This window comes from Citrobacter sp. Cb031, assembly GCF_030336725.1.
Lineage (GTDB): Bacteria > Pseudomonadota > Gammaproteobacteria > Enterobacterales > Enterobacteriaceae > Citrobacter > Citrobacter braakii.
Window position 1 is genome coordinate 617,728 of the sequence record NZ_JAOWDA010000021.1, and the last position, 11,393, is coordinate 629,120.

General features: G+C 42.5%; 13 protein-coding genes. 2 read left to right on the forward strand and 11 right to left on the reverse strand.

The genetic code is table 11. The features are described 5' to 3' along the window. Positions 1–16: 16 nt before the first annotated feature. The gene (locus OGV93_RS07350) at positions 17–370 is read right to left on the reverse strand and encodes a DUF1428 domain-containing protein (RefSeq protein ID WP_003831033.1); all 354 of its coding nucleotides are present in this window, start codon (positions 368–370) and stop codon (positions 17–19) included. A 64-nt stretch (positions 371–434) separates the two neighbouring features. Continuing rightward, positions 435–1,064: a membrane protein YczE gene (yczE, locus tag OGV93_RS07355; RefSeq protein WP_103283554.1), complete on the reverse strand. Its 630-nt coding sequence runs from the start codon at positions 1,062–1,064 to the stop codon at positions 435–437. Between the two features lie 87 nt (positions 1,065–1,151). Here yczE and yczR point away from each other — a divergent pair, with 87 nt between their 5' ends. Then, positions 1,152–2,579, forward strand: a complete 1,428-nt coding sequence (yczR, locus tag OGV93_RS07360; RefSeq protein WP_046276084.1) for a MocR-like transcription factor YczR — start codon at positions 1,152–1,154, stop codon at positions 2,577–2,579. Between the two features lie 59 nt (positions 2,580–2,638). Here yczR and OGV93_RS07365 read toward each other — a convergent pair whose 3' ends face one another. The 4 genes from OGV93_RS07365 to OGV93_RS07380 form a co-directional block, all read right to left on the reverse strand. Continuing rightward, positions 2,639–2,857: a hypothetical protein gene (locus OGV93_RS07365; protein WP_016152066.1), complete on the reverse strand. Its 219-nt coding sequence runs from the start codon at positions 2,855–2,857 to the stop codon at positions 2,639–2,641. Then, on the reverse strand, positions 2,854–3,105 hold the full coding sequence (locus OGV93_RS07370; protein ID WP_016152065.1) for a hypothetical protein: 252 nt from the start codon (positions 3,103–3,105) through the stop codon (positions 2,854–2,856). The genes OGV93_RS07365 and OGV93_RS07370 overlap by 4 nt, the downstream gene beginning before the upstream one ends. A 421-nt stretch (positions 3,106–3,526) precedes the next feature. Next, a complete protein-coding gene (locus OGV93_RS07375; RefSeq protein WP_024183738.1) occupies positions 3,527–3,754 on the reverse strand; it encodes a DUF2188 domain-containing protein in 228 nt (75 codons plus the stop codon). Positions 3,755–3,971: 217 nt separating this feature from the next. Next, the gene (locus OGV93_RS07380; RefSeq protein ID WP_287109480.1) at positions 3,972–4,592 is read right to left on the reverse strand and encodes a recombinase family protein; all 621 of its coding nucleotides are present in this window, start codon (positions 4,590–4,592) and stop codon (positions 3,972–3,974) included. A gap of 465 nt (positions 4,593–5,057) precedes the next feature. On the opposite strand from OGV93_RS07380, the gene OGV93_RS07385 reads away from it, so the two are divergent. Further along, complete coding sequence (locus OGV93_RS07385) at positions 5,058–5,870, forward strand: chaperonin (RefSeq protein WP_287109481.1); 813 nt, start codon at positions 5,058–5,060, stop codon at positions 5,868–5,870. Positions 5,871–5,976: 106 nt separating this feature from the next. On the opposite strand, the gene OGV93_RS07390 is transcribed toward OGV93_RS07385, so the two are convergent. From OGV93_RS07390 to OGV93_RS07410, 5 genes are all read right to left on the reverse strand, one after another. Next, positions 5,977–6,795 (reverse strand): hypothetical protein, encoded by an 819-nt coding sequence (locus OGV93_RS07390; protein WP_287109482.1) that lies wholly within the window; start codon positions 6,793–6,795, stop codon positions 5,977–5,979. A gap of 136 nt (positions 6,796–6,931) precedes the next feature. After that, positions 6,932–7,291, reverse strand: a complete 360-nt coding sequence (locus tag OGV93_RS07395; RefSeq protein ID WP_287109483.1) for a hypothetical protein — start codon at positions 7,289–7,291, stop codon at positions 6,932–6,934. Between the two features lie 43 nt (positions 7,292–7,334). Then, positions 7,335–8,375: a hypothetical protein gene (locus tag OGV93_RS07400; protein ID WP_287109484.1), complete on the reverse strand. Its 1,041-nt coding sequence runs from the start codon at positions 8,373–8,375 to the stop codon at positions 7,335–7,337. A 785-nt stretch (positions 8,376–9,160) separates the two neighbouring features. After that, entirely contained in the window at positions 9,161–10,717 is a 1,557-nt protein-coding gene (locus OGV93_RS07405; protein WP_287109485.1) for a type III restriction endonuclease subunit R, read from the reverse strand. A gap of 358 nt (positions 10,718–11,075) precedes the next feature. Next, positions 11,076–11,228 (reverse strand): hypothetical protein, encoded by a 153-nt coding sequence (locus OGV93_RS07410; RefSeq protein WP_238086635.1) that lies wholly within the window; start codon positions 11,226–11,228, stop codon positions 11,076–11,078. Positions 11,229–11,393: the final 165 nt, after the last annotated feature.

Genomic DNA, 11,393 nt, shown 5'->3' on the forward strand with positions numbered 1-11,393 from the left:
CGCACAGCCAGTCACATCACTCTTCCATAATGGGCGCAAATCCACCGTAGATCATTCGCTTGCCATCAAATGGCATAGATTCACCGAATTCCTTCATACGGGGATCGGACATCATCTTCTGATTCGCCGCATCGCGGACCTCTTTGGAAGGGTATTCAATCCAGCTGAATACCACTTCTTCATGATCCTGCGCTTTCACAGCCATGCGAAAATCGGTCAGTTTGCCGTCGGGGACATCATCTGCCCAGCACTCCACCACGCGCAATGCACCGAACTCCTTGAAAAGCGGAGCTGCTTTTGCCGCCATCGCAATGTACGCCTCCTTGTTTTCAGCGGGTACGGCAACCACAAAGCCATCAACATACTTCATGAGAAAAACCTCCGAAGTGTACTGCGCGGCAAGCCGATTCCGGCCGCGTCAGTCGAGGTTAAGTTTAGTCGCCAGCAGGCGATCGTGCCCCAGGCGCATTCCTGATGCGAATACGCGCCTGTGGCTGATGGCAAAACCATGGCAGGCAAATTTGAATCAGCGGCCCAATAGCCAGTGCATACAGCACCGTTCCAAACCCAACGGTTCCCCCCAGCAGCCAACCAATAAGCAACACGGACACTTCGATTGCGGTTCGAATTCGTCGTACTGGCCAGCCGGTACGCGCGTGAATTCCAGTCATCAGACCGTCACGCGGGCCCGCGCCAAAACCGGCACCAATGTACAGAGCGGTTGCTAACGCATTCAGTATCACCGCTGACACCAGCAGCCCGCTGCGCGCCAGCAGGGATTCAAATCCCGGAATCACCAGCAGCGCGATATCTGCCGCCAGCCCAATCATAATCACGTTGCTCAACGTGCCAAACCCTGGGCGCTGGCGTAGCGGTATCCACGCCAGAAGCACCAACACACCCACGGCAATAATCACCACGCCGATATTCATCGACAGTAAATTTGCCACCCCCAGGTGAAACACGTTCCACGGATCGGCCCCTAAATCGGCACGGACAAACATCGCCGTCGACACACCGTACAGCGTCAGCCCAATAAACAGCTGAAGTAAACGACGCAGCATGTTCTTCCCCTCTTACTCTCAGATAACTTTCATCTTCACCGCAATTGGCACTATGATTAATGTCCAGTTTTCAAAAAGTGGACTGCTATGTCATCTCGCCGTTATGGAAGCCAGTCTTTGCAACGCCTGCTCGGACACTGGCAGGAAAGTCCCTCGCGAACGCCCATCTGGCGACAGTTGGCAGAAGCGTTACGTTTGCTGATCCTCGATGGACGACTGGCGCTGGATAGCCGCTTGCCCGGTGAGCGCGAGCTCGCTGCCGTTCTGCAAGTCAGCCGAACCACCGTCGCCAGCGCCATGGCACAACTGCGTGAGGAGGGATATCTGGAAAGCCGACATGGTAGCGGTTCACGGGTGATCCTGCCGGAACACATTCGCCATGTGCCTACGCGGACCAGCACTGGCACAGCGCTTGATTTGTCCACGGCAGCGCTGAGTGCCGGTCCTGAAATTCATCAGGCTTACCAGCAGGCTCTGTTCGCAATGCCGCAGCATCTGCTGAGCTCCGGGTATCTACCGCAGGGACTGTCGGTTTTGCGTGAATCCATCGCCCGGCATTATTGCGAACGCGGACTCCCGACGCAGCCCGACGAAATAATGGTCGTGAACGGCGCGGTCAGCGGTCTGGCGTTGATCCTGCGTTTACTCACCGGCCCCGGCGATCGCGTAGTGGTAGATCACCCCACTTATCCGCTGGCCATTGCAGCAATACAAGGGGCGTCATGTCGCCCCGTCGGCGTGTCGCTGCCCGAGCACGGTTGGGATACGGCGGGTCTGGTCGCCACCATCGCGCAAACTGCACCGAGAATGGCCTATCTGATGCCGGATTTTCACAACCCGACCGGGCGCTGTATGGACACCGCTACTCGCCAGGTCGTGGCGGATATTGCAGAAAGAACCCACACGACGTTGGTGGTCGATGAGACCATGGTGAACCTGTGGTATGACGCCCCACCGCCACCGCCGCTTGCCGCATTCAATCGCGATGCCCCAATCATCCTGCTCGGTTCAGCAGGGAAAAGCTTTTGGGGCGGATTACGTCTGGGCTGGATTCGGGCGTCGGCGCGTACCATTGCCGCGCTGGTCCAAACCCGCGACACCTTCGATTTGGGCTCCCCGGTGCTTGAACAACTCGCCACCAGTTGGCTGCTGGATAACGCTGAGGACTTTCTTCCTGACAGAAGACGCCGACTCACATCACAGCGAGACCTGTGCTCGCGCCTGATGAACTCACATTTTCCAGAATGGCAATTTACCCAGCCACAAGGAGGACTCTCTTTCTGGGTTGAACTGCCTGATACGCTGGCGACGCTCTTTGCCACGCGCGCCGAAAGTGCAGGCATTCAGTTGGGAACCGGTACGCGGTTCGGCCTTGATGGCGCATTCGACCGCTTTTTGCGTATGCCCTTCACGTTGCCGGATGACACAGCATGTGCCGCCTTCAGAGTGTTGCAACCTATTTGGGATAGCCTGCGTTTGCAGGCCAGCAGTGGGAAAATGCGTAAAATAATCTAAACGACGAGTTAAAGGACTCGCTCTTGAATGCCGTGATGGACGAGGAGGTCCTGGCAATACTACCGCTGAGGAGGAACCGGAAAACCCTTCAAGGAAATCACGAAATTCTCACCGTCTTTCTTAATTTTTGCCCCGGCATCACACCAGTCGGAGGCAATACGGAAGAACTCATCGCTGCCGACATTCCAGCTCAGACGAACGTGTTTCACATAACCGGAGCGCAGCATTTCACAGGCTTCGCCGTAATTACAGGCGGTTGAGAGCGATTGTTGTTTCATTTTTTCTTCTTCAGTAATCTTCGCAATGCTTTGATTTCTTTAGGAGTCAGTGCATCAACTACGGATTCTTCCGTATGCTGGCTATCGATATCCTCAGCGGAGACTCCCACCTCTTCAATGGCGGAAAACGCGATCAGTAGCAGTTTTTCCGTGGCGATACTCAAATTTTCATTATGCACTTCAGCATAATGGCGAAGCTTTTCTTTTAGGGCCTCATCAACTTTGACATTCAATACAGCGGTCGACATCGTAGAAAATCCTTGTGGTCAGCCACAACACACCGGATGTAAGACCATATCATTACAGCGCAATGGCGGCGGCAAAAGCTCAAATAACATCCCCAAAACACAGTGACAGTATTTGATGACAATAAAATGACGATACGATGACAAAGAAAAGAAGATAAACAGAAGAGAAATTGCCGGACGGCTGAAATGGGTGGGGGCCCTGCCATCAGCCGTCAGTACTAAATTGTGTTGGTTAATCAAGTGGTTATAGTGCTAGTACTACAACAGTACTGTACCACTCTCGATAGTACCGTCCAGCACAAAATCTTGCAAGTTAACGTGTTGTCAGGGTTGGGGACATGACATGTACTTTTCGAAATTTATAGTGTCGGAAGTGCTTACCCGATGTGCATAAAAAAGGGGCGACAAGCCCCTTATTCAGTTACTTCTTATCCTTTGGTGGACAAGGATCGTTACCATGCGAATCTTTTTTTGCGATCCTGCCATCCTTGTTATGGATCACAAGCTCACTTTTTTGATTTGTAGCAATCCCTCTTGCAGCGTCTACCGCAGATTGCTTTGTTGAGTGAACGGAGGTCGCTTTACTGTTTCCTGCCCCCTTAACGGCCCAACCTCCATCATGAGGAACAACATGCTGATCTTTACCCATTATCGAACCCTCTATTTCCATGGAAACATCATCATATAGTGACCACGCCATTCACTCAATACTACATATTGTGTTTAAATTGATTTTCATCACAAAACGCAGATAGATATCGAAAGGATTATTTCACTAAGAAACTGTAAGTACCCTTCCATAACCCTATACCGCTATATCCGTTCACAATCTGGCTGTGCTGGTCTACCCTGCCCTTTATTACCCACTATTCTTCTGTTAGAGATGAATTTTTAGCCACCTTTGCGATAGTAGCTCTTGAACAACCGATCAAAGCCTGAATTTTGCTCCAGCTTTTACCGTCAGACAGTAATTCTTGTACTTTATGATGCAAGCTCTCATCGACTGGACGACCACGATACTTTTTCTCTTTCTTGGCCTTTTCAATACCCTGCTTTTGTCGTCTGCGGCGATCTTCATAGTCCTTGCGGCTGATTGCCGCCAGCATATCTAGCATCATCGAATTCATTGCTTCAAACATACGGGCGGTGAACTCATCCTGAACATTCAAAAGCTGGTGGCTCGTGGGTAAATCCAACGACACGACTCTGATCCCCTTAGATTCGATAAGTCCTCGAAGGGTTTTCCAATCCTCGCCAGTAAGTCTACTGATACGGTCGATTTGTTCACAAAGTAGAATGTCGCCTCGTTCAGCGATTTCCAAGAGTAGGAATAACTGAGGCCTCTGTAGGCTTGCACCTGATTCATTTTCTTTAAAGTACTTTGATATTTTCAGATCATGTGAATGAGCAAATGCCTCTAACTCTATCAATGCTCTATCCGCATCTTGCTCTTTCGTCGATGCTCTTAGATATGCCCATACACGCATGATAATCACCATCAGTCTGTTTTATGTGGTTCATTATATGCAGTCTGTTTTAGGTTGTAAAATCAATTTAATGAACCGCTTTGAATGAAGATCTGTGCAGGTCTGTTTGAGGTATACCTAAAAACACATTTTCCATCGTTCATTTTTTATGCAATGCAGAATTTGTGAAAAGGTCGGTACTGAGTTCTGAGTACACGGAATTTGGTCGGCGGGGTTGAACCTGACCATACGAACGAGATTTCAAATCGTGCAGAAAAAAACTGACTGTACTTTTATCTGAGTAAACGATCCCTTTAACTTTTTTGTCAAAAAATTTGTGGGCAGGGATTAGATTATTTTGTGCTCTAAAGGCGAGTACCTTAGCCACATTCTTAAACACAGAGGCTGTAAAGCAGATGAAGATTGAAATGCATACGTTATCCATTTGCGATAAAATCAGTCAAGATTGCTCTTCCGAGGTTTCTTATGGGTAAAATTTCCGAACGTTTGAGACATGCAAGAATTAATGAGGGACATTGCGTCATTTGCGGTTCATATGGTCTATTGAGTAAGGATCATGTGCCACCTCGTTGTGCAACAACTATTCAACCAATGTTTCAAAAAACGGTATCTGAACATTATTCATCTGATGAAATAAAACCGATAAATGCCCACGCCGGAGCGACATTTAAAACCATATGCAAGAATTGTAATGGCAACATACTTGGGAGTTTTGATCATGAGATCAAGGTTCCCATCGAGAACTTCATAAATCTAATTAGGCAATATTTAGCTGGTGTTCATTTTTACGGAAATATTATCTCTACGCCTTTCAATGCAGTACCTTTTTTGCGTGCAATGGTGGGTCATCTGCTCGCAGCAACATCCGTAGAAGTATGCAAAAATGCTCTTATTGATAGTGAATATTACACACCATTAAGAAAATTTGTTTTAGGGGAGAATAAGAAAATAGAAGATACTCATGATTTCTATTATTGGTTTTATCCTAACAGAACACAGATAACTGCTCAGCTAACTTCATTTTTCAACGATGGTCATCTATGCCACTGTAGTTGTATGCACTTCTTTCCCATGGCTTTTTTGATTACATTTAAAGATGAAGGAACATATCCGGCACATGCATCCAAATTAAAACTTGGGGACGAAAAATTATATTTTAATATGACTCAAGGAAATTTGGACTATGTCGCATTTCCATTCGCACCACTTAAAGGAAATCAAATGATGCTGATGACAGACACTTTCACTTCAGCAAGTTACCCACAAAGAAATACATGATTCTATTAAAGAGTATAGTCGATGCATTATATCGATGATTTTTTTGTTCTTTGTTATGAAAATGAATAGAGGGCTGTTATTATAACCCTCTATTCATTTTATTAATTTAAACAAGATAGAAATGAACCGGATGTGATTCATCAAATGATTTTATCAACTCAAGTACCCTGTATCTGCTGACTCCTACGATGGAATCATCAACTCTATGCTCTATGCCAATACCAGCAAATACAAACGTATCATCTAATGTATTAGCGAGTTTTTGTTCTAAGTTAGTAAAATACATTGCTCCCCCACTCATACCTGCAAGTGATGGTGATTTTGATAATTTACCTTTATATTTTAATTTTATTTCTTTACGACTATGAAAACCTTTGATGAAATCATGATCGAAAGATATAGTTTTAGATGCAATAGACAGATATTTAATTTTCTTTATATAATTACCAGATTCATCGCTATGCACCATTTCAGCTATTAAACTATTAGGTGATTTTGTATTGTGAACTTCCTTTTTCTTGGATTGACTCAATGGGAATCCCGTCCAATAAAAAAAGTCTAATGAAATTCCATTAGGGATATCATTACTATCTAAATTAAAGTAATTCTTTAACTCAAAAATTTGATTGAAAAAATCAACCAATACGATGTCATCGTTTTCAAAAACCTTGAAACCAAAAGAATTCTCAATCAATTGATAAAACAAACCATCCGAAGAAAAATAAAACACGTCATTTATATCAATTCCTCCTGCAAGTGCGTGTGCTGCAAAAATTGCATAATGATGGACATGATTAACTCTTACCAGAGTTGCTGTTGAAGACTGGTTATAATTACCAAGCTCATCTTTAATGAACAGTGGAAGTACAAAGCGTTGTGATTGCCTTTCATAATCATTCGATTGGTAGCGAAACTCATTATCCATTATATTCCCTTAATTGATTCCATATTCACAGTACTTAATACCTATAACGACGATACTGAGTTTTAGCATATCTAAACGAGACTTTAATCAAATTTTATGGAAAAGGCCGCTTACGCGACCTTGTTCAACACCGTTATCATAGAGAACGGTCAAGTATCATGTACTCAGGTTCGCACATACTGCCCCGTTCCTGTAGCCAGTAGTAATCAAGATCGGCAACACGCACGTCCAATCCAGAATCTACACGGTTGATCTGTAACCGTAGCCCTACAGTATCCTTGTACGATAAACCAGATTTAACATTGTATTTGTACTTAACACCGTTTTCCTGCTCAAACTGTTTAAGGAAAGGCGTCATTTGTTTCTGAATTTCTTTCAAACAAATAACCTCATTATCAATAGCAAAGGGGGTTTCTGTTTTTCCATCAGGTACAGCAGCCTGTAAATGAAAGGAAGTACTCAACAATAACAGCATTGCAGCAGAAGTCTTTTTCACTTTAATTCCTTATTAAAGAACAGTACATTATATTTCAATGAACTCAATAACAAGATTTTATATTTCCTTCGGGTTTTCTCATGCATTTAATACCTTCAGGAATATAATCAGTTACGGGAGCAGGTCTGGCATCAGGTCTTGAAAGACGATTGGGCATAGAAGACAACAGACTGAAAACACACTCATTAAATGATTTTTGATATTTATTTTTTTCATAAAAGTACTGCATGGTGATTTTATCTCTTTCGTATTGCAATTCTTTGCCAAGCTGAATCCTATCCATATCAACTCCATTTCTCATAGCATTAAATCTTTCGTTCAATAAATTAAATTGAGATTTATTCCATTCATTTAAAGGAAATAAAGAATTGTTAAGCCTTTGCCTACAATTAGATTGCTCGATAGCTGACATGTATTCTTTCATACTAACGCCAATATCTAAGTATGTGCGTTGTCCTACAGTTCTATCAACTGAGTTATTGGGGTAGGATTTAATTTCAGTAAGTATTGACTCTGTTAATACTGAATTTTCTTCTAAATCTCTGCTAATCGTTTTTTTAGCTTGTTCTCTTTTATCCTCATCAAATATTGAAATGTATTTCTTTACTATATCCTGATTAGCTTTCTCGGCTGATACTAACGCATCTTGAACCTTCTTTTCCGCCGCTTTAACTCGTTGTTCTTCTAAAAATTTCGCGTAGTCATCAGTATTTGTAATGTGATTTTCACGAGCGATAGAAAACTCTTTACTATCTTTAAAACCAAGTTTTTGTGCTCTGGCTCCATCGCTTGAAGATCGGGCAGAACTTGCCACGAATGCAAGCACAATGATCACTACAGGAACCGTATAATTATTAATGAGTTTATAGGGTAAGTACTTCGCTTTAAGCGTACCAGAACCCAAAACAGCCCAGCCTATCGCGGCAGTACTTGCCAGTAGCTGGCACAATCCAGCAATGGAAAGCATTACTACCGACCAGAAGCCAGTACCAGCGGCGAAGAAATCACCAAACTTTTCCAGTGCTGCCAGAAAAAGGAATACTCCCCAAAGTCCATATCCCCCCAGTAGTGCGATTTTCTTCATGGTTTTATATCTCCTGTTCAGTGTTTAGGGCGAAATAACATGGGCTTAAAAGCAAGTTGCTGTCAGAAGAAGGATAACATGAACACCAAAAATGATCGATTATATCAATCAATAACAATAAATCGATCGATATAATCTATTAATATCTATTAATCACTGTCAAATCAATAGGTAAAATCGATCGACTGGATTCACTGACCATAAGATGGACTATATGTCTGATTTCCATACGGGAGTACTTACAATGCCCCCCCTCAAAGGCTCCTGAAGCGTCGCCACGGCGTTTTGCAGGGGAATGTTCGTCTTATGTGCAGGGATTGAAAATCGCGTTCCGGGGCTTCCTGTGCGTTTTGTCGGAAACACCATCATGAAAGGGGATAGATCGGATCGGGTTCGCTTCGCTCTGGACAGTACTGATAGTGCTTTTCCAGTAACTGAAACAGCAGATCCCCCGCTAAGTACACAAAGGAATTATTGGTTCAATAAGTAATTTAATAACAAACAGTTATGTACTTACTGACAGTGCAAAAAGACGCGATTGGTTCGCTCTGCCAGTGACTGAAAGGAACGCAGCAGTAGAACCGAATCCAGCGAACAGTACTCGCTTGCGGGTACTGTTTAATCGTTTTATATATGTATAACGATGGGATAGCTATCAAGTACTCACTGCGTGAGCACTCTCACTAACTGCCTGAATCAGTTCGCTTGCTTCGCCGCTCCTTTGTTCAGACAGTTAACTCGATTTCGCTCTTGGGTTGATGTCCGTTTTTTCTCCTAACTATATATTATAAGGGGTTATTTTTGGACATATCATCGTTTTTCATGGTGGTGTTTCGGACTGATTCTGCGTCTCTTTTACGTACTGCTTTTTCGAATCGGCTCAACATGGCAGCTTTATCTTCAGTACTGAGATCGCGGTTAGTATCACTGTTCAGAAACTCATGAAACGAATCGATATCAAACTCCGTATTACCATTTTTCCAGCGACGAAAACGCTTCGATTTTTTATCGCACAATGCAGGTAGTCCGTTAGCGTTTTTGGCTCCCTTTGGCCTTCCTGGTACACCTGGTTCCACGTTTTCCAGTACCCCAGGAATATGTTCAATATTTGTACTCAATGACTCAGCCTGCCATTTATCGAACACGTAGACAATCTGCGTTTCAGTACTGTCGAACTGACGTGATATCCCTCTCAAAGCGAACTGGTGAAGGCTCTCGTATTCTCTCGCCTGATGGATATCTTCACCAGTAATCTTCAATAGCAATTCACACAATTTCGCTTCTGTATCGTCAGGACGCATACAGGCAAGCCAGACACACGTACTAAGTTCTTTGTAGTCATTATGCCCCCTCGCATCAGGACTTATTCTGTAATCCTTGTGCAGCTTCTGTTTGTCGGTATTATTGTTAGTCCAGTAGTATTCCTGTCCAATGAGAACTTCGGAGAGGTAATCATACACACGCTGGAGTTGGCTGGGGTTTTTGTCCTTCCACGTCTTTGATAATTTGGTGTTTTCAGAGAAATAATATACTTTCAGTCGTTCGGTTAAGAGGGTTTTTCGTTGTTGGAGATCATTCAGAATGATTTGTTCAAATATTTCTGGTCTTGCTTTATAAATTAATGAGTTCTCGAAATTTGCTCCCATGAAAGTTACTGGCAATCCAATATACTTACGAAGATCTTTCCATCCAAGGATACTTAACTGAGATTTCTCCGGGTCATTGAAATAATCATTATTCATAATAAAGATATCATTTTCATTGATAACCGAAAGTTCCTGTGCGATTTTGTTTATTAAGTTCCCTTTAACTGTTTTCTTTTTGGCTGTTAAGTATTGTCCCTTTTCCTCATCGACAATCTCATGTTCCTGTATTAGATCATGATAGATAATGTCTTTGATTCTCTGATTATCATCATTAATATTTTTGAATGAATGAAAATTAGTCACATCATCAAGCCAAATCTGCCAGCCTTCTAACATTTCTACTGGTATTTTAAAAAATGTTTTATCACTAATGATAAGAACTCGCTCAACTGGTGCTTTGAGGAAATCCAGAACTGTATTAATGACATTTTTACCCTTGGGAATTAAATCACTAATCAGTAATTTGCAGGGGGTGATTTTTTGGGATGTATCTGTAGCGAGTTTCTGTGTGTTTTGTACAATAATAAATTTTTCAGTACTGCCTTTAGTGTTAAGTACATTATTAATCATATTACATATAGCAGTAGTTTTACCTGAACCACAAGGGGCGGAGACATACTTAAATTTATTATAAATAGGTGTAGGATTAATCATTTGTACACGCTCCATATTGATTAATTTAGAAAGGTCAGCCATTCCAGTGTCTGGCCTTTCGTTGTTTGTATTGTTTGTATTTAGACGAAAATTAATTATACCATATCATCCCATCAAATGATGATAGTACTGATTAGAGAATTACTTACTATAAAGTACTCAAGCCGATTAGCTTACTTCAATTAGTTAATCCGTTTCATTTAGATGAATCAGCTAATCCTATCGAAATTTATTGAGAAATAACTCCCTACAAAGAGAGTAAAGATAATAAAAAAAACACCTATAAAGACACTTGATTTACTTATGGCAATGGTAGTTATAGAATTAAACTTTGATCTCTAATATATCACATCTCATGAAATCATCCCATATATCACAAAATAAATTTTAATTTATAATGTTATTGTAGGGAGTCATAATTTTTTCTGTGAGAACGGTTTGGTTTTTGTTTATATTCATAGGTGTACTCATTCACTTTCACCACTTTTCCTGAGGCTAAGTCATCTTTAAGTATTTTAAAGATAATTTTCTTGATAGTTTTTCCTGGCAACATGTTTTCTCCTTTTCCATAATTGCTACTTGTGTATTTATATCTCACTTCGCTTCATAAAATGGGATTAGAGCAATCTTACTGAAGGCACGTTAACTTGCAAGATTTTGTGCTGGACGGTACTATCGAGAGTGGTACAGTACTGTTGTAGTACTAGCACTATAACCA

Bases quoted from the DNA above. Each gene is read 5' to 3' on its own strand.
- OGV93_RS07350 (WP_003831033.1), bottom strand. From the start codon at position 370: ATGAAGTATGTTGATGGCTTTGTGGTTGCCGTACCCGCTGAAAACAAG.
- yczE (WP_103283554.1), bottom strand. From the start codon at position 1,064: ATGCTGCGTCGTTTACTTCAGCTGTTTATTGGGCTGACGCTGTACGGT.
- yczR (WP_046276084.1), top strand. From the start codon at position 1,152: ATGTCATCTCGCCGTTATGGAAGCCAGTCTTTGCAACGCCTGCTCGGA.
- OGV93_RS07365 (WP_016152066.1), bottom strand. From the start codon at position 2,857: ATGAAACAACAATCGCTCTCAACCGCCTGTAATTACGGCGAAGCCTGT.
- OGV93_RS07370 (WP_016152065.1), bottom strand. From the start codon at position 3,105: ATGTCGACCGCTGTATTGAATGTCAAAGTTGATGAGGCCCTAAAAGAA.
- OGV93_RS07375 (WP_024183738.1), bottom strand. From the start codon at position 3,754: ATGGGTAAAGATCAGCATGTTGTTCCTCATGATGGAGGTTGGGCCGTT.
- OGV93_RS07380 (WP_287109480.1), bottom strand. From the start codon at position 4,592: ATGCGTGTATGGGCATATCTAAGAGCATCGACGAAAGAGCAAGATGCG.
- OGV93_RS07385 (WP_287109481.1), top strand. From the start codon at position 5,058: ATGGGTAAAATTTCCGAACGTTTGAGACATGCAAGAATTAATGAGGGA.
- OGV93_RS07390 (WP_287109482.1), bottom strand. From the start codon at position 6,795: ATGGATAATGAGTTTCGCTACCAATCGAATGATTATGAAAGGCAATCA.
- OGV93_RS07400 (WP_287109484.1), bottom strand. From the start codon at position 8,375: ATGAAGAAAATCGCACTACTGGGGGGATATGGACTTTGGGGAGTATTC.
- OGV93_RS07405 (WP_287109485.1), bottom strand. From the start codon at position 10,717: ATGGCTGACCTTTCTAAATTAATCAATATGGAGCGTGTACAAATGATT.
- OGV93_RS07410 (WP_238086635.1), bottom strand. From the start codon at position 11,228: ATGTTGCCAGGAAAAACTATCAAGAAAATTATCTTTAAAATACTTAAA.